Origin of the sequence: Dehalogenimonas sp. THU2, assembly GCF_039749495.1 — a bacterium.
Classification (GTDB): domain Bacteria; phylum Chloroflexota; class Dehalococcoidia; order Dehalococcoidales; family Dehalococcoidaceae; genus Dehalogenimonas.
The window spans coordinates 33,693-50,913 of sequence record NZ_JBDLLU010000010.1 but is presented as its reverse complement, the minus strand read 5'-3'; the positions used below and the strand labels follow the sequence as shown (position 1 = coordinate 50,913).

Below are 17,221 nucleotides of genomic sequence, written 5' to 3'. Positions count from 1 at the left end.
TTTTGAAAATCACCAATTATACCTTTTCAGCCATGCTTCATTCTGTTTATTGCGGCATTGGATTGCTTCGGTGGCAGCCGCGCAATGACTGATTATTGGGCTAGAAGTTCCCTAATCTGCGGCATGGCCTTTCTCGCCGCTTTTTCGCCGCACTGGATGGCCTCCCCGGCCAAGTTGAAGTCCGCCAAATGGATGCCGGTCATGTCCGGCTCTATGGCCACGTCGGCCCCCTTCATGCAAGCCTCAGCCAGGTGTGCAGAGGCTATATAGATTACCTGGGTAGCTACCTGAAGAATGTTTGGCGCGTGTCTCGGCAGCGGGTGCTCACGGCTGCGGTGCGGCGGGGTGAGGCCCAGGTTCTTGAGGACATTGACCGCGATGACCTTGTCCGCCCCGAGGTGCTTCAAGGGTTCTACCGGCAGCGGGTCGGAAAGTCCGCCGTCCACCAGGTAGCGGCGGCCGACTCGCGGTACCTTGAAAACCAAGGGCAGTGTCATGCTGGCGATTACGGCGTCAAGCACCGAGCCTCGGGTGAAAACCACCGCCTCGCCGGTGTAGATGTCGGTGGCGACGCAGGCGAAAGGCTTCTTCAGCTCGGAAAAATCGAGGTCGCCGATGAAGTCCACCAGCCGTCTGCGGATGCGCCGGGCGCCTATGAGGCCTGATGGTTGCAGCGGGTTGAGATCCACCAGTGGCACCAGCTTGCGCCAGCCCACGTCGTGAGCTTCAGTTTTAATATCTTCGGCGGACAGGCCGCGAGCGTAGGCGGCGCCGATGATGGCGCCCATGCTGGTGCCAGCTACCATGTCGATCTGGACGCCCTCTCGCTCCAGCACCTCGATGACGCCGACATGCGCCAGCCCCCGTGCCGCGCCGCCTGACAGGGCCAGTCCCAGCTTCACGCCGGCGTCTCCGGGTAGGGTTCGACGCCTTTGACCGGTCCCAGGGCAGAGAGCATCTCCTCGACGGTCTTCTTGTTGCCGGGGTGCTTCAGCTTCGGCGCCAGATCAGCCAGCGGCTTAAGCACGAAGGCGCGGCGGTTCATGCGGGGGTGGGGGATGGTCAGCGTATCGGTGGCTAACTTGAGATTACCGTAGAAAAGGATGTCGATGTCGATAACGCGCGGCGCGTCAGAACCGGCCTTGCCGCGGCCGAGTATCTGCTCAATCCCTTTTATGAGTTTCAAAAGGTCCGCCGGGGCGATATGGGTCTGCGCCTCGACCACCATGTTCAGGAACTTGGGCTGCTCCGGGACGCCCACCGGCTCGGTCTCGTAGACGGGGGAGCGCCGCGTGATCTTGAGCGGCCGGTTCAGCAGGTTGATGGCCCGCTCCAGGTTGGCGGTGCGGTCGCCCAGGTTGGAGCCCAGGCCCAGGTACAGGGTGGTGGCGGAAGTCAGAACCAGTTCGTTGTCGTTATTCATCTTGCCAGCCTCGGGTCACGGCGTCGGTCATGCGGGCCGCCCGGACCGTCTCTTTTACGTCATGCGCGCGGATGATGTCGGCACCGCCCATGATGCCGATGACCGCCCCGGCCAGGCTGCCGCTCAGGCGGTCTTCGACGGACGCGTCGCCAAGCACCCTGCCGATGGTGGACTTGCGGGAGACGCCCAGTAGTACCGGTTTGCCGAGTACCCGGAGTTCACTGAGCCGCCGCAGTATTTCGAGGTTCTGACCCGGCGTCTTGCCGAAGCCGAAACCTGGATCGACGATGATGTTTTCCGGGGCGACGCCCGCCGCCCCGGCCTGCTCGATAGCCCATTTGAGACTGTCGATGACCGCCGGCACGATATCTTCTACCGGCGCGTCCCGCTGGCTGGAGGAGATGACGATCGGCAGCCGGTGCCGCGCGGCGATCACGGCCAGCCGGGGATCGCGTTTCAGACCCCAGACGTCGTTTAAGAGGCTGGCCCCGGCCTGGACGGCGGCTTCGGCCACTTCTGCTTTGTAGGTATCGATGCTGATGGGAACAATTAGTTCGGCAGCCAGGCGCTCGATGACCGGGACAACCCGGGAGATCTCAGCTTCGGCGGAGACCTCCGGCGCCCCGGGGCGGGTGGACTCACCGCCAATGTCGATGATGTCGGCCCCCTCATCGACCATGCGCCGGGCCTGTTCCACGGCGGCGTCGATATCATTGGCCAGACCGTCGCCGGAGAAGGAATCCGGGGTGACGTTCAAGATGCCCATGATGAAGGTGCGCTCCCCCCAGCGGAACACGGTTCCGCCGATGCGGTTGGGGGGCGGGGGGGAGATGTTATGGGTGTTCATTTATGTCATTATCATAGCACAGGGTTGGCGGGGTTAGAACTAAAGGGGGTCGGCGGAACGGCCTTTGTGCTGATCCATGATCCGGCCGGAAAAGCCGTGGCTCTCATGCCCTTCACCGGAGCCCCGGCCCAGGGTCATCACCCGCCCGGTCTGGATGGATGAGAAGCCGTACTTTTTGCGGATGCGGTCCAGCGCCCGGTCGATGGCGGCAAATCCGGCGGCGCCGGCGCCCGAGAGCGGTAGTTGCGTTTCCACGCCGCCCAAATCTCCCACGCCGACGCCCAGGAGGCGTACCGGCAGCCGGCTGTGGTCGAGGGCTTTAGCAAATAGTTTCAGCGCTTCCTCGTAGATGATCTCGTTGGCGTCGGTGGCGAAGCCCAGGCTGCGCTGCCGGGTGATGGTGGTGAAATCGGAGAAGCGCAGGCGGATGTGTATCACGCCACCCTTCTGACCGTAGCGCCGGAGGCGGGCCCCGGTCTTTTCCGACAGGTAGCGCAGGGTGGCTTCCAGGAAATCGCGGTCGCGGGTGTCCTCGTTGAGGGTCGTCTCGTAGCTGACGGACTTGGCCTCAGCCGGGCGTTCGACGGGGCGGCGGTCGATGCCGCGGGCGTGATCGTGCAGCACCTCGCCGTACTTGCCGAAGCGGTCGGCGAGGGTGCTCCGGGGCAGGCGCGCCAGTTCGCCCAGGGTGTGGATGCCCAGGCCGTGCAGGGCTTTTTCCGTCTGCTCCCCGATACCCGGCAGCCGGCCGATAGGCAGGGGCGCCAGGAAAGCGGCCTCCGCACCGTCCGGCACCTCGACGATGCCGTCGGGTTTGGCGGACTTGGAGGCCACCTTGGCCACGATCTTTGCGGACGCCAGCCCGATGGAAGCGCCGATGCCGATCTCGTCGCGGATGTGCCGCCGGATCTTTTCACCCATGGCCTTGAGGGTGCCGTGGAGGGACTCGAACCCGGTCACCTCGAGGTAGGCCTCGTCGATGCCCACCGGCTCCAGGAAGGGTGAGAAATCGGCCAGGATGGCCATGAACTTCCTCGATGCATCCCGGTAGCGCTCGAAGTGGCCGGAGAGGAAGATGCATTTCGGACAGCGGCGTTCGGCTTCCCTGAGCGGCATGCCGGAATGGACGCCGAACTGGCGGGCCTCGTAGGAGGCGGCGGCCACCACGCCCCGGCCATGCCCCGGTATGCCGCCGACGGCGACCGGTTTGCCCTTGAGCGAAGGGTCGAAAACCTGCTCCACCGACACGAAGAAAGCGTCCAGGTCGATGTGCATGATGCGCCGGGTCATCACTCGCCCCTGGAGACGAAGGTCTTGAGGCGCTTCTCCAGGTCGGAGCGCGGGACCAGCAGGCGACGCTGGCAGGTGAGGCAGATGATGCCGATATCGCCGCCCAGCCGGTACACCTTCCATTCGTAACCGCCGCAGGCATGAGGCTTGCGGAGGCGGAGGGTGTCGTTGAGACGAAAGTCGATCATCGTTAAAAATCCCGAATGCCGGATCCCCGACCTGTTTGGTTATTGTATCTTGTAACTTGGAATTTGCCGGTTATACCGGCCGGTACCGGTTCATCTCATCCCGGAGCGCCTGGGCGGCCCGGCGCGCGGCGGCGACGTAGTCCGCGCCCGATGAGGCGTAGAGGATCTGGCGGGAGCTGCTGATGATCGCCAGTTCGCCGGCGGCATCGGTGCCGTACCTGACCGCCAGTTCCAGGCTGCCGCCCTGCGCCCCGACGCCGGGGATGAGGATGGGCAAGAAGGGGTGCGCTTCCCGGATGGCTTTCAGTTCTTCCGGCTGGGTGGCGCCGACTACCAGGCCGAGGTTGCCGTGGTGGTTCCATTCCCCGACCCGCCTGGCGACGCTTCTGTATAGCGGTTCGCCGCCGCATTCAAGCGATTGGAAATCGGCCGAACCGGGATTGGAGGTGCGGCACAGGACGAAAATACCTTTATTCTTGTATTCGATGAACGGTTCGAGGGAGTCGTAACCCATATAGGGATTGACCGTCACCGCGCTGGCGCCCAACTCTTCGAAAGTAGCGCGGGCGTAAGCCCGGGCCGTGTTGCCGATATCACCGCGCTTGGCGTCGAGAATGACCGGGATGTTCTTGGGCACCGCCTCGATGGTCGCCTTCAGCGTGCCCCAGCCCTCGGCCCCCAGCGCCTCGAAGAAGGCGGCGTTGGGCTTATAAGCGCAGACCAGGTCGTAGGTAGACTCGATGATCGAACGGCAGAACTCCAGCACGCCGACACCCGGCGGCAGCTTCTCCGGTTCCGGGTCCAACCCGACGCACAGCAGGCTGCGGTTGTGGCGGCTGGCTCCGGTCAGTTTGGAAAGAAAGTTCATCGATTAATGTTAACAGGATGTCACGCCCCGGACAAGGGGTACTTTTGCCGGAATACGGGAAAATCTCATGTTGCACCCGAAGTCAAGTATCGTGTATAATTTGTACCTTGTCATCAGGTTAATATTTCAGGAGGCGTCCGTTGGCCAATACCAAGAGTTCCAAGAAAGATATTCTTACTTCAGCGAAGAAAACGCTGCGCAATAAATCCGCCATGAGCAGTCTCCGGACCACCATCCGCAAGGCTGAAAAAGCCATCACCGCCGGCAGCGACGAGGCCAAAGTAGCCGTGGTCGCCAGCCAGAGCGCGCTGGATGTCGCCGCCAAGAAAGGCCTCATCCACGCCAACAACGCGGCCCGCCGCAAGAGCCGCATGGCCAAGAAGCTCAACGCCGCCGCCAAGTAAGAAATCTCTAAAGCCGAAATCAGAGAGGGGTGTAATAACCCCTCTTTTCTTTTTTGTCTGAAATTCCATCCGTTGAACGCACGGGATTGTCGATGCCGGGCGAACGTGAACCATAGTAGCCACCGGGAGGGCGACCGGCCGGTCGCCCCTACACGACGATGAACGAGGAGGACACGGCATGGAGACTACCGCATAATCGTGATTTTGAAGAAGCGGACGATAAACATTCACTCTCGCTGAACGTAGAATTGAGATTCTTCGCCACGCTCAGAAAGACAATTTTCTCCTGTTGAGACCTTTTAGACCGGTCACCAATACCGCAAAGGTGTGATGTCGGGTTTACTTGAACTACGCGACGCGTCGCCCATGGGGGGTGCTATTTGGAACGGCCGCCGCCCCGAGGGCGAGGCGTTGCCATCGCCCTTACAGGACGAGGAACGGCGGGACTACTTGCCGCCGAGGCGGTTTTCGATGTCGATTAGTTTGCGCTTCAGCAGGGGATTGAACTCTAGCTCCCGGCCGATCTTGTCGCAGGAGTGGCTGACGGTGGCTGCGGTGCGGTCGCCGACCAGGCGGCCGATCTCACCCAGGGACCACAGATTCTGGCTCTTAAGGACGTACATGGCAACTTGCCGGGCGGTGGCAATTTCCTTGTCCCGGCGGCGGCCCAGGAGATCTTCCGGGGTGATCTCGAAGCATGCCGCCACGGTATCGAGCAGGAGTTCCGGTCCCGTCTCCGGCTTGTTCTCGACAGGCTCGGCGGCCAGGTTTTTAAGCGCCCGCCGGGCCAGGTCCGGGGTGACGGCCGAACGCAGCAGACGGGAGTAGGCCAGCACCCGGTTCAGATTGCCCTCCAGCTCCCGGATATTGCGGATGACCTCAGAGGCCATGTAGTCCAGGACGTCCGGGGTAAGCTCCGCCCCGGCCTGCTCGGCGCGGGAGCGCAGGATAGACAGGCGCATCTTTTCATCCGGCGGCGATATCTCGGCGGTCAGACCCCACTCGAAACGGGAACGCAGACGGTCTTCGAGCTGGGCGATAGCCTTCGGGGGCGAATCCGCGGAAAGCACGATCTGCTTGCCGGAATTGTGCAGTTCGTTGAAGGTATGAAAAAAGCTTTCCTCGGTCTGTGACTTGCCTGCCAGGAACTGGACGTCGTCCAGGAGCAGCAGGTCTACGTTGCGATAGCGTTCCCGGAACTCATCGCCGCGCCTTTCCCTGATGGCGGACACGAATTCCGAGGTGAACTGCTCCCCGGAGACGTAACGCACGGTTTTACCGGCGCGCTCCGCAGTCTGGCCGATGGCCTGGAGCAGGTGGGTCTTGCCCAGGCCGCTCGAACCGTGGATGAAGAGGGGGTTGTAGCCTTCACCCGGTTTCTGGGCGGCGGATAGCGCCGCGGCGTGGGCCAGCCGGTTGGCGTTGCCGACGATGAAGGCGTCGAAGTCATAGCGCGGATTAAAGCGGCAGCCCTCGGAACGGGCGGACGTATCGCCGGGTGCGGGGCGGACGGCGCCCGTTTTGCCCCCCGCCGTCACCTTGAAACCAAGTTGCAGATTGTCCCGGCCGGTGAGCTTGATCAGCGTCTTGGCAATCAGTGAGCGCTGGTTCTGCTCCAGGTACTCGGCGACGAAAGAGTTGGGCACGCCGATGATGAAGCGCCCGTCCTCGAAGCCGAGGCCGGTGGTGCGGGCGTACCATGTGCGGAAATTGGGACGGTTCAGGGAACATTCCAGTTCCCCAAGCGCGGTTTCCCAGATCTTACCGGCGTCAGTGGCAGATTGTATTTCTTCGGTCGGCAAGCGTGATGTCTCCAAACTATTTAAAAAAGGGACATGCCCCATGGGTAATAAAATACCCGGCCCGGCGTCTTTTCAGGGTTTGTTCTCAGCCCGGCGCATGCCGTCGTGAAAACCTTATTCATAGTACCAGCCCGCCTATAACCGGGGCAAGCGCCTGTACCGCCCGCTCCGCCGTATAGCCGCAACGGATTACTCTTTCAAGCTCTTCAGAGCTCTCTATATTGCCCCGGCGTAACCACCGTAAAGCTATTGGGAAAAATAAAAAAATGGTGCTACAATCGCGCATAGGAAAAAGGTACTATTAAAATGAAAATTGTCTTTATGGGTACGCCGGAGTTTGCCGTGCCGGTGCTTGAAGCCCTCGCCGGCGAAGGCTATAAGGTGGCCGCTGTATACACGCGCCGGGACGCCCCCTCCGGTCGCGGCAAAACGCTGACCGCTTCCCCGGTAAAACAGATGGCGGAACAACACGGCCTCACCGTTATTCAGCCCGGTACCCTCCGCAAGCCGGAAGCCCAGGCGGAACTGCGGGAACTTGAACCCGACGTAATCGTGGTTGCCGCCTACGGCCTGATACTGCCGCAGGCGGTGCTGGACATTCCCCGGCTGGGTTGCCTGAACGTCCACGCCTCCCTGTTGCCGAGACACCGGGGCGCGGCGCCCATCGCCGCCGCCATCGCCGCCGGCGACCGGTTCACCGGAGTCAGCATCATGCGTATGGACGCGGGCATCGACACCGGCGCCGTTTATTCCCGCGCCATGATACCGGTTTTCGATTGGGACACTACCGGCAGCCTGTCCGGGCGCCTGGCGATCATCGGGGCCATGAGCCTCATCGATGTCCTGCCCCAGGTCGAACGCGGTACCATCGACGCGGTTCCCCAGCCGGTGGAAGGCTCTACCTATGCCCCGATGCTAGCCAAAGAAGCCGGCCGCATCGACTGGCGGCAATCGGCCGATATGATCTGGCGCCAATCGCGGGCTTTTCAGCCATGGCCGGGGGCTTATACCGCCTGGCAAGGTAAAACCCTGAAACTTATCGAGACGAGACCGGTCGACATAGATACCAAAGCCGAACCGGGCACGGTGGTCCAGGTCCCAAACGCGCCGGCGGTTCCGTTCGGGGTAGCCACCGGCGGCGGGGTGCTGGGCATCCTCAGCCTGCAACTCGAGGGCAAGCGCCCGGCGGCGGCGGCGGAATTCCTCCGCGGCCAGCGCGACTTCATCGGTTCGATGCTGGGCTGAGCCGGTCAACATCGGTGAAAAAATTCGTGGGATCTCACGGCTGACCACGCGAACGGGAATGCGATGACAGAACTCACCATGGAACTTAGACCTATCGGGCGGATTAAAAGCCCGGTCACGGAAAAACCCGCCGACGGCTTCGACTGGCGTGAGGTCGTGGCGGAGATAGAGATCGATCCCGCCCTGGCCGAGGGGCTGGACGGCTTGACGGATTTTTCCCACATCATGGTTTACTGGTGGATGCACCGGGCTACCGACAAGGCCAAGATGGCGCTCAAGGTTTTCCCGCGCGGACGCAAAGACTTGCCGCCGGTGGGCGTCTTTGCCTCCCGGAGCCCGTACCGGCCGAATTCCCTGGGCCGGGCCACGGTGCGGCTGCTGGAGCGGCGGGACAATGTACTGGTGGTGCAGGGGCTGGACGCCATAGACGGCACGCCGGTGCTGGACATCAAGCCCTTCATCCCCGGCTACGATTCACCGGAAGGAGGCGCGACGGCGCCGGAATGGACGACTAGGCACCAGCGCAAAAATTGAAGGCGGTGTACCGGCGGCTCTTTAAGTGCTACGAGCCCCAGGAATGGTGGCCGGCCGAAACCCCTTTCGAGGTCAAGTGTTGTCTCAACGAGGTCTGCGGCGCCCGGTTTACCGGGAACTGCCCTATGTAGCTTATTCCGGCGGAGCCAGATTGGGCTCGATATACTTGTTAAAAATACGGGTCATGCACTCAAAGTTATATCCTACGGCTTTAAATAATAAAACGAAACCGGGATCGCAGCGCACCTCATTGTAAACGTAATCACCGTCAACAAAGGGATAGTTGGTAAACCTTTTGGTGATCGGTAGCAGAAAGATATCGATTTGCCGGGTAAAATCCTTGGCAGTTACGCAGTAGTTGGCAGAGAAGCACATCAAGTCGTCGTATTTGCGTTTCCCGTCCGTCAGAGTTTCGGAAATGAAAATTTCGGCCACCGGTTCCGGCGACATAGCGGAACAGCGCTCGAAAACACTCCGACACCGGTCAACAATTTCCGTTGGCATATCGAGCTTGCTTAGATAAGGTATAAATTCCAGGAACGGTTCCCGGTATCGGTTCTGTGTCGGCATTTTCATCCCCCCCGCGACGTTCATCGGGGTAAATCTTGGCACGCTCGACGTATGATGGGCAATCCGTAAAGATACGTATTTTGGTTCCGCAACCATACGTAAAGAATGTGTTGCGGTTGTCCGGGGCTGGCGTTAGGTCTTTTCGATCTCCTCCGCCATCTCTACCAGCCCCAGGTATTGCTGTGAGGCGTCACGGACGGCCAGATAGAGGATGCGGATCTTTCGCCCGTCGCTTTTATCTATGACGTGTTCCTCCAAGTCGCAGGCGCCGGACTTGAAGTCCGCCACCATCCGGTCGATGGCAGGCCAGCTAGACTCCTGGTGGCACTCCCGGACGTTCTGTCCAAGACACTCGGGTGGACGGTTGAAGATGCGGTGGGCTGAGAACCAGCGGATGCGGTTCCCGGCATCCATGAAGGTCAGGTCGATGGGCAAGGTATCCAGCATGGCCTCGACGGTCGTGACGGGCAGGTTCTCAAGCATGGTTTCGCTCCTCCGGTAAATTTGTTCCCAATATACCAATCAGCAGGCGGGAGGTAAAGTGCCGGTATAAGTGGTCAGCCTGCGGAGTCGCGGAAAGAGCAGTCGTTAAGCCCGGACAATGAAAACTTTCCATGGGAGATTAGGAATCAGGTACCCGGTCATTGCCCCAAAGCGTCATGTTGTGTTACCATAATACGTTATTCCCCCTTCATACAAGTGCTTCATCGAGGTGAAATATGCCCAAGATATATATTATCGACGTTACGAACCGCGACGGCGTGCAGACTGCGCGCCTGGGGCTGTCCAAGCTGGAAAAGACCATGATCAACCTCTACCTCTCGGAGATGGGCGTCTTCCAGTCGGAGTTCGGCTTCCCCACCACTAAACATGAAACCCACTACCTGCGGGCTAACCTGAGACTGGCCGAACTGGGCGTCATTGCCCCGATCCGCCTCGAGGGCTGGCTGCGGGCTATCACCGCCGACGTGGAACTGGCGTTTAAAATGGTGCCGGAACTGAAACACGTCAACCTGTCCATGTCCACCTCGGCGCAGATGATCAACGGCAAGTTCAAGGGCAAAAAGACGCGCCAGGATGTCATTAAGGATATGACCGCGGCGGTAGACGCCGCACATAAGCTGGGGGCCGAGAGCGTCGGTGTTAACGCCGAGGACGCCTCCCGCACCGACGTTGAATTCCTGGTCGAATACGGCCTGGCGGCCAAGGCGCACGGGGCGGTCAGGCTGCGGTATTGCGATACGCTGGGTTACGACGACCCGTTTTCCATTTATCAAACCAGCCGCGCGCTGGCGGAACAGGTGGGTATGCCTATCGAACTCCATTGCCACGGCGACCTGGGCATGGCGGTAGCCTGCTCGGTAGCCGGCGCCCGCGGCGTTATAGACGGCGGCCAGGATGCCTACATCAACACCACCCTGAACGGCATCGGCGAACGGGCCGGCAACGCCGACCTCATCGCCACGGTGCTGGCCCTGACCAAGAGCAAGAGTTTTGCCGGCAAATACGAACTGGGCAACCATATCGATATGTCCAAGAGCTGGAAGATCGCCAAGTTCGCTTCTTACGCATTTGGCGTACCCATTCCCATCAACCAGCCCGGCGTCGGCGCCAACGCTTTCGCTCACGAGTCCGGCATCCACGCCGACGGCATCCTCAAGGACCCGCATAACTACGAACTGTACGGCTGCGAGGAACTGGGCCGCGGCGAACCGGAATATGTCGATACCGGACGCGAAATCTGCGCCGGCGAATACTCCGGCATCTCCGGTTTCTCCCATATCATGGGCGAGCGCATGTCCTGGCGTTTCAAGGACAAGGAAGAAGCGCAGCAGGTGCTGGAGCTGGTGCGCTATGCCAACGTGTTGTCACATAAGCCGCTCGTCGAGGACGAACTGCTTTTCATCGCCCGCTATCCCCATACCGCCAGGCGGCTGCTGACACTGACGCCCCTCGAGGAGGAGGCCGAACCCGATCCCCTCCTGGGTGCGGTTCGATCCGGGGTTTAACCCGAACGATCTTCGGTAATCGCCTCAATTCCTGACGATTACCGACGGCTCCTTCTGGAACGGATGGGTTCGCAGCAGCAGGGAATAAAAATAAGGGTAATGGGCTTTCAGGTGTTCGGCATAGATCAACCACTCGGCCACCAGCCGGTCATAAAAACGGTTGATATCGCCTTCTAGGTGCTTGAGATCGGACTCCGGCAGCGCTGAGAGGTTATCCCTGGCCTCCAGCTCCTCTTCCAGATGAGTTATCGCCCACAGGAGATCAGTGAAACCTTCGCGTTCGAGCAGGCTGGGATTTTCCATCAGGCTCATCAGGAAAGGCCGCTGCTCGCCCAGGAATACTTTAATGCCATTAAGGTCAATGCGATCGAAGTCCACCTCCAGCCGTATCTTGAGCGCCTCAGCGCGGGCACGCCGGAAATCCTGAGGCTGCCACTCCTTGCTTATCTGGAAATGGCCATAGAGCGTTTCCCGCTCGCAAAAATCGGTCAGGAGTTCAGCCAGCAACCGGTTGCCCACCGCCATGAAAAAGACTCCGACGACCATATTGAGCTTGGAATTGAGAGCCTTCTTCTCTCGCTGCGCCAGCAGGCGCTCAATGACGACGACGACCAGAAATACCTCGAGAGGGAGAAAAGCGATATCGTGAAGCGTAAAGATGAAGATGTGGTGGGCGTCAGCGAAGATGACGTAGTGGAGCGCGTACAGCACAACCGATAGCGCTACCGCGAGGATGCCGGCGATCACTAGAAATCGACGGTCGTTCATGCCTGCCTCCATTCGACATCTTTCATAATGCCTAGATAATAGCACGGCGGAGAGTAAATACTGAATAGCGTCGGTACCGGAATCCCGCTATACTTGGACGGTTATGTCTGAATCCGTTAGAGCAGATAACACGATAACGTTCCTTGGCACCGGCGGCGCCCGCATCATGGTGGCTCACCAGATACTGGCCTCCGGCGGGCTGTGGCTGTCTCTCGATGGGAAAAACGTCCTGGTCGATCCGGGACCCGGCTGCATCGTCCAGGTAAACAAGCGCAAGCTGCGGGCGGAAACACTGGACGCCGTCATGCTATCCCACCGCCACCTGGACCACTCCGGCGACGTCAACGTCATGATCGAGGCCATGACCGGCGGCGGCTTCCGCGGCAAGGGCAAATTCTATGCCCCCGCCGACGCCTTCGGGCCCGAGCCGGTGATGTTCTCCTACCTGCGGAAATTCCTGGACGAGGTGATCACGCTCGAAGAAGGCGGCAAATACGACCTTGAAGGACTGAAATTCGAAACACCGCTGCGTCACCGGCATCCGGTGGAAACCTACGGCCTGGTGTTTCACGCGGGGGGCAAATCGATCGCCTATATCACCGACACCCGGTACTTCGATGGGCTGATCGACACCTATAAAGCCGACCTGCTGATCATCAACGTGGTACTGACCGAACCCAGGCCGACCGTGGACCACCTGACGCTGGATGACGCCGAGAAGATCATCGCCGGAATCAAACCAAAAGCGGCTATCCTGACCCACTTCGGCATGAACGTCTGGCGCGCGCATCCGTGGGAAGCGGCGGAGGGGATGACGAACAGGACGGGAATTAAGGTCATCGCCGCGAGGGATGGAATGGTGTTCCAGCTCAGTGAACTTGATAAAAATACTAAATCCTAATTTCTAAGCACTAAACAAGTTTAAATGACCAAAATGCAAAATCTAAAACTGTTTTTAAGATCGGCGCTTTGGATTTAAACAACGAGGAGACAATTTTGGGTTATCCCGACGCTATCTTAAATAAGGTTCAAAAACCAGCCCGCTACACCGGTGGGGAGTGGAACGCCGTCATCAAAGACTTCAGGCAGACACCCGTAAAGGTGGCGCTGGCCTTTCCAGATCTTTACGAAGTGGGCATGGCCAACCTATCACTGCCGATTCTATACGAAATCATAGGCCGCCGCGCCGATGCCCTGGCCGAACGTGTTTATATGCCGTGGTCAGATATGGCCACGGCGATACGGGAACAGGGCCTGAGCCTGCTTACCCTGGAAAACCACCGCCCGGTGAAAGAATTCGATATCGTCGGCTTCTCATTGGGGGCGGAACTGTCGTTCACCACCATGCTGGAGATGCTGGACCTGTCCGGCATACCGGCCTGGGCGTCCGAGCGGGATGAAAATGCCCCTCTGGTTATCGCCGGCGGCACCTCGGTCTTCAATCCGGAGCCGGTGGCTGATTTCATCGACGTTATCTTCGTCGGCGACGCCGAAGACTCGATATCGGAATTCCTCGACATCTTCGCCGGATGGCAGGGTGAAGGCAAACCGGACGGCAAAACCGATCTGCTGCGCCGGTTGGCCGCTATCGACGGCATCTATATCCCTTCGTTCTATAACGTGAGCTATAACGACGACGGTACGGTGGCCGCAGTAGAACCGAATAATCCCGTCGCGCCGGCGAAGATCAAGCGGCGCATCATCCAGAAATTGCCGCCGCCCGTGGTCAAGCCGGTGGTTCCCTATGTGGAAGCGGTGCAGGATCGGGGGGTTATCGAGATCTCCCGCGGCTGTGTCCGGGGTTGCCGTTTCTGCCACGCCGGGGTGGTCTATCGGCCGGCTCGCCAGCGCCCTCACCAGGAAGTGCTGGACGCTGCCGACGCCATCATCCGCAATACCGGTTATGACGAGATATCGCTCCTGTCGTTATCGACATCGGATTACGACGGCATCGAAGAACTGGTGGCCAGGCTGGCGGAGCGCCAAAAAGAGCGGCATATCGCCATCTCCCTGCCCAGCCTGCGCGTTACCCCCGGCTCCGTAGCCCTGGTGGAAAGCCTGCCGGAGAAGCGCCGGAGTGGCCTGACTTTTGCTCCGGAAGCTGCCAGCCCCCGACTGGGGCGGGTGATCAATAAGGTCATCCCTGAGGAAGAGATACTGGACACCGTCGGCGCCGCTTTCGAGCGGGGCTGGACAACGCTAAAACTGTACTACATGCTGGGACTGCCAACAGAATCGCTGGACGACCTCACGGCCATGGCCGAAATGCTGCACCGGGTGTATAGCCTGGGCAGAGGGGCTCCGGGGCGCCGTCCAGCCCTCCGCGTCAGCCTGGCCACCTTCATTCCCAAACCTCATACTCCATTCCAATGGGCCGCGCAGGACGATGAAGAGACCATCATCGCCAAACAGCGCCACCTCCTTGACCGGGTGAAGAACAAGGGCATCCGCATGTCATGGTCTGAACCCAAAGCCAGTTTCTTGGAAGCGGCCATTGCCCGCGGCGACCGGAGAATGTCCCGGGTCATCCACGGCGCCTGGCGGCGGGGCAGCAGCCTGGACGGCTGGACGGAGTTCTTCAGCTGGGAACGCTGGGCGGAGGCCTTCGCCGAGGCCAGCCTGGACCCGGCCTTCTATGCCCAGCGGATGCGGCCCCTGGAAGAAGTTTTCCCATGGTCGCATATCGAAAGCGGGGTAAGCGAGACCTATCTAAAGCGGGAGTACCGGCGCGCCCTGGCGGAGGAAGCCACCGGAGACTGTCACGATAATCCCTGCCTGGCCTGCGGTTTGCATAACCTGGTGGCTGAGTGCGAGGAAACGCTGGCACGGCGAAGTCGGGAGTAGGATCACTGTCGAAGTAATTTCTAAAGGCATAACCCCTGGACAGCGCATGACACATTGATGCCGGTCAGTTGTGATGCAGCAACTTGATGACCCGTTGACAACGTGCGACAGGACAACCGTAACCAGCAGTTTTTCGGCGATCGCCCCACCCCAGGGCCGATCTGAGATCGGCCCCTACAAAAACGGTCGGTTTTCGTGGCGATGACTGATTAAAAAGCCCCGATTGAGCCTTCACGAGTAGTCTGGTATAATACTGATACATCGTTATGTCTAACAGGAGGATGCGATGGGTCTTTATCTAGCCTTTATCATCCCCCCGCTGCTGCTGATGCTTTATGCCCAGTGGCGGGTTTCCTCGACCTTCGGCAAATACAGCAAGGTGGCCAACGACCGGGGTATGACCGGCTTGGCCGCGGCTCGGTGGCTGCTGGACCAGCATAACCTGCAAAACGTCCAGGTGGAACTGTCCAAGGGTAAACTGTCCGACCACTACGATCCCCGAAGCAAGGTATTGAGATTGTCGCCTGATGTCGCTAATAAGGCCTCGGTGGCGGCACTGGGTATCGTAGCTCACGAGGTGGGACACGCCGTACAGCATGCTACCGCCTATGCCCCGCTCAAAGTACGCAACGCCATGTACCCGGTAGCCAGCCTGGGCTCCAAATTCGGCTTCCTCCTGGTATTCGTCGGCCTGATCCTCTCCATTACGAATCTCGCCTGGGCCGGCGTGGCTCTGTTCGGCGCCGCCGTGCTCTTCTCGGTCATCACCCTGCCGGTGGAGTTCAACGCCTCCACCCGGGCCCGAACGATGCTGCGCTCCACCGGCCTGGTCTCGGTTTCCGAAGCCAGCGGCGCCTCAGCGGTATTGTCCGCGGCGGCCCTGACCTACGTGGCGGCCATGCTGCAGGCAGTGATGCAACTGTTGTACTTCGTGATGCTGCTGGTAGGCGGAAGACGCTAGGCGGGCCGATGACCAGACTCGGCTGCATGACCGATATGTGGCTCTTCGCAGCCTTGTCCAATGAAGAGCGGGCGGAACTTCAACGTTCCGCGGTACGGCGACTGGAATACCGGCGCGGCGATTGCCTTTTCAATGAAGGTGATGCCGCCGAAGCCGTATTTCTGGTTACCGCCGGACGGATCAGGCTTTTCAAAATATCTGAAGACGGCCGGGAGATTACCCTGGGTTACCTGGGGTTGAACGACCTCTTCGGTGAGGAAATCCTGTTTGCCGAAAATCGTCGCACCTTCAACGCCGAAGCGGTGGAAGACACCCGGGTTTGCGCCTGTTTTAAGAAGGAACTGGAAGCGATGCTGTCCGGGCATCCGGCCATGGCTACCCGGGTCATCAAGGTTATGGCCGATAAACTCTCGCAATTGACCGAGCACCTGGCCGATGTTGCGATTTATGATGCCCGCGACCGGATTTTGCGGACACTGGGCCGGTTAGCCCGCAATAACGGCGAAATAATACCAAACGGAATTCGACTTGGTTTCCGCCTGACTCATGACGATCTGGGGGCGATGATCGGTACCTCCCGGGTCACGGTGACTAATGTCCTCAAATCGCTCCGGGAAGAGGGTTTGGTTACCACCGACAACGAAATGAGGCGCTTAGTAGTGGCGCCCCACCTGTTGGATATTGAAGCACAGACAGCGCCGGAGCTATTGTCCCGGCGCTGTCTGTGCTTTACTGAAACCGTCTGACAAAACGTTACTGCCCGCCAGCCATTTTCGGGGTGATATCACACGGTATCTGCAGGCTGTCGGCAATCGCGTTGAAGCTGGAAAACAGCTCCACTACCTTTTTCAACTCGACAATCTCTTTCCGGGTGGCACCGGTCATCAATGCCATAGTTTCGTGAGCCAGCGAGCAATACTGACAACGATTGACCAGCGATACGGTCAGAGCGATAAGTTCTTTGGTCTTGCGGTCGAGAGCTCCAGGCGACAGCATGATGGCTTTCTCCCGACTCCAATTCAGCGCCAACCACTCCGGGTCGGCATCAGCCTGGGCTTGAAAGAAATTGGGTACCATACCAAAGGTCTGTCGGATTTCTTCAAGGATCGGGGTTGCGAATTCGGTTTGTACGTTATTCAAGTTATTATTCATGGTTATCTAACGACGGTAAAATCCTTTCAATAACTAAACGGCGGCGGCTACAGCCAGGACGATGGCAGTCAGTCCCAGAAGTATGTGGACGAAGAACAATTTAGGGGTGATGAATCCCTTCACCGGGTTCTGCGGCGCTTTCAGAGTGAAGGCGCAGATACCGGCGGCGATGATGAACACGGCGCTCCAGGTGACCAGTGACATATGACCTCCTTAATTCGATATTGAGACCATTATGAATGAGCAGCGAGAGGAAGTCTGTAAACTGTTTTACAACAAGCTGTCAGTTTTGAAAATCGGGTACCGGAATTAGATG

Annotated in this window: 20 protein-coding genes; 8 read left to right on the top strand and 12 right to left on the bottom strand. The window is 59.5% G+C overall.

Features of this window, described 5'->3' with window-relative positions:
- Positions 1–92: 92 nt before the first annotated feature.
- The 6 genes from ABFB09_RS06540 to pyrF all read right to left on the bottom strand — a co-directional run bounded on the left by ABFB09_RS06540 (position 93) and on the right by pyrF (position 4,616).
- Positions 93–902 carry a patatin-like phospholipase family protein gene (locus tag ABFB09_RS06540; RefSeq protein WP_347000697.1) on the bottom strand — a complete coding sequence of 270 codons (810 nt, stop codon included), beginning with the start codon at positions 900–902 and terminating at the stop codon, positions 93–95.
- Positions 899–1,423 (bottom strand): 2-amino-4-hydroxy-6-hydroxymethyldihydropteridine diphosphokinase, encoded by a 525-nt coding sequence (gene folK, locus ABFB09_RS06535; RefSeq protein ID WP_347000696.1) that lies wholly within the window; start codon positions 1,421–1,423, stop codon positions 899–901. Before folK ends, ABFB09_RS06540 begins: the two co-directional genes overlap by 4 nt.
- Positions 1,416–2,270 (bottom strand): dihydropteroate synthase, encoded by an 855-nt coding sequence (gene folP / locus ABFB09_RS06530; protein ID WP_347000695.1) that lies wholly within the window; start codon positions 2,268–2,270, stop codon positions 1,416–1,418. The genes folK and folP overlap by 8 nt, the downstream gene beginning before the upstream one ends.
- Positions 2,271–2,309: 39 nt before the next feature.
- Positions 2,310–3,560, bottom strand: coding sequence for a DNA polymerase IV (gene dinB / locus ABFB09_RS06525; RefSeq protein ID WP_347000694.1), 1,251 nt, complete (start codon positions 3,558–3,560; stop codon positions 2,310–2,312).
- Positions 3,560–3,748 (bottom strand): DUF951 domain-containing protein, encoded by a 189-nt coding sequence (locus ABFB09_RS06520; RefSeq protein ID WP_347000693.1) that lies wholly within the window; start codon positions 3,746–3,748, stop codon positions 3,560–3,562. Before ABFB09_RS06520 ends, dinB begins: the two co-directional genes overlap by 1 nt.
- A gap of 70 nt (positions 3,749–3,818) precedes the next feature.
- The gene (pyrF, locus tag ABFB09_RS06515) at positions 3,819–4,616 is read right to left on the bottom strand and encodes an orotidine-5'-phosphate decarboxylase (RefSeq protein ID WP_347000692.1); all 798 of its coding nucleotides are present in this window, start codon (positions 4,614–4,616) and stop codon (positions 3,819–3,821) included.
- A 140-nt stretch (positions 4,617–4,756) separates the two neighbouring features.
- Here pyrF and rpsT point away from each other — a divergent pair, with 140 nt between their 5' ends.
- Positions 4,757–5,020: a 30S ribosomal protein S20 gene (gene rpsT, locus ABFB09_RS06510; protein ID WP_347000691.1), complete on the top strand. Its 264-nt coding sequence runs from the start codon at positions 4,757–4,759 to the stop codon at positions 5,018–5,020.
- Positions 5,021–5,466: 446 nt separating this feature from the next.
- On the opposite strand, the gene dnaA is transcribed toward rpsT, so the two are convergent.
- Entirely contained in the window at positions 5,467–6,822 is a 1,356-nt protein-coding gene (gene dnaA / locus ABFB09_RS06505; RefSeq protein WP_347000690.1) for a chromosomal replication initiator protein DnaA, read from the bottom strand.
- A 306-nt stretch (positions 6,823–7,128) separates the two neighbouring features.
- Between dnaA and fmt the strand changes: the two genes are divergently transcribed.
- Complete coding sequence (gene fmt, locus ABFB09_RS06500; protein ID WP_347000689.1) at positions 7,129–8,067, top strand: methionyl-tRNA formyltransferase; 939 nt, start codon at positions 7,129–7,131, stop codon at positions 8,065–8,067.
- Between the two features lie 63 nt (positions 8,068–8,130).
- A complete protein-coding gene (tsaA, locus tag ABFB09_RS06495) occupies positions 8,131–8,601 on the top strand; it encodes a tRNA (N6-threonylcarbamoyladenosine(37)-N6)-methyltransferase TrmO (protein WP_347000688.1) in 471 nt (156 codons plus the stop codon).
- A gap of 132 nt (positions 8,602–8,733) precedes the next feature.
- Here tsaA and ABFB09_RS06490 read toward each other — a convergent pair whose 3' ends face one another.
- Together ABFB09_RS06490 and ABFB09_RS06485 are read right to left on the bottom strand one after the other, a co-directional pair.
- Positions 8,734–9,171: a hypothetical protein gene (locus ABFB09_RS06490; RefSeq protein ID WP_347000687.1), complete on the bottom strand. Its 438-nt coding sequence runs from the start codon at positions 9,169–9,171 to the stop codon at positions 8,734–8,736.
- 132 nt (positions 9,172–9,303) lie between these two features.
- The gene (locus ABFB09_RS06485) at positions 9,304–9,654 is read right to left on the bottom strand and encodes a PAS domain-containing protein (protein ID WP_347000686.1); all 351 of its coding nucleotides are present in this window, start codon (positions 9,652–9,654) and stop codon (positions 9,304–9,306) included.
- 236 nt (positions 9,655–9,890) lie between these two features.
- On the opposite strand from ABFB09_RS06485, the gene ABFB09_RS06480 reads away from it, so the two are divergent.
- Positions 9,891–11,180 carry a homocitrate synthase gene (locus ABFB09_RS06480; RefSeq protein ID WP_347000685.1) on the top strand — a complete coding sequence of 430 codons (1,290 nt, stop codon included), beginning with the start codon at positions 9,891–9,893 and terminating at the stop codon, positions 11,178–11,180.
- A gap of 24 nt (positions 11,181–11,204) precedes the next feature.
- On the opposite strand, the gene ABFB09_RS06475 is transcribed toward ABFB09_RS06480, so the two are convergent.
- On the bottom strand, positions 11,205–11,948 hold the full coding sequence (locus ABFB09_RS06475; RefSeq protein ID WP_347000684.1) for a hypothetical protein: 744 nt from the start codon (positions 11,946–11,948) through the stop codon (positions 11,205–11,207).
- Between the two features lie 103 nt (positions 11,949–12,051).
- On the opposite strand from ABFB09_RS06475, the gene ABFB09_RS06470 reads away from it, so the two are divergent.
- From ABFB09_RS06470 to ABFB09_RS06455, 4 genes are all read left to right on the top strand, one after another.
- Positions 12,052–12,849: an MBL fold metallo-hydrolase gene (locus ABFB09_RS06470; RefSeq protein ID WP_347000683.1), complete on the top strand. Its 798-nt coding sequence runs from the start codon at positions 12,052–12,054 to the stop codon at positions 12,847–12,849.
- 95 nt (positions 12,850–12,944) lie between these two features.
- A complete protein-coding gene (locus tag ABFB09_RS06465) occupies positions 12,945–14,792 on the top strand; it encodes a TIGR03960 family B12-binding radical SAM protein (RefSeq protein WP_347000682.1) in 1,848 nt (615 codons plus the stop codon).
- A gap of 286 nt (positions 14,793–15,078) precedes the next feature.
- A complete protein-coding gene (locus tag ABFB09_RS06460) occupies positions 15,079–15,753 on the top strand; it encodes a zinc metallopeptidase (RefSeq protein ID WP_347000681.1) in 675 nt (224 codons plus the stop codon).
- Positions 15,754–15,761: 8 nt separating this feature from the next.
- Positions 15,762–16,499 carry a Crp/Fnr family transcriptional regulator gene (locus ABFB09_RS06455; RefSeq protein ID WP_347000680.1) on the top strand — a complete coding sequence of 246 codons (738 nt, stop codon included), beginning with the start codon at positions 15,762–15,764 and terminating at the stop codon, positions 16,497–16,499.
- A gap of 7 nt (positions 16,500–16,506) precedes the next feature.
- Here ABFB09_RS06455 and ABFB09_RS06450 read toward each other — a convergent pair whose 3' ends face one another.
- Positions 16,507–16,893, bottom strand: coding sequence for a carboxymuconolactone decarboxylase family protein (locus tag ABFB09_RS06450; protein ID WP_347000679.1), 387 nt, complete (start codon positions 16,891–16,893; stop codon positions 16,507–16,509).
- Positions 16,894–16,938: 45 nt separating this feature from the next.
- Positions 16,939–17,109, bottom strand: coding sequence for a hypothetical protein (locus ABFB09_RS06445; RefSeq protein ID WP_347000678.1), 171 nt, complete (start codon positions 17,107–17,109; stop codon positions 16,939–16,941).
- Between the last annotated feature and the right edge of the window lie 112 nt (positions 17,110–17,221).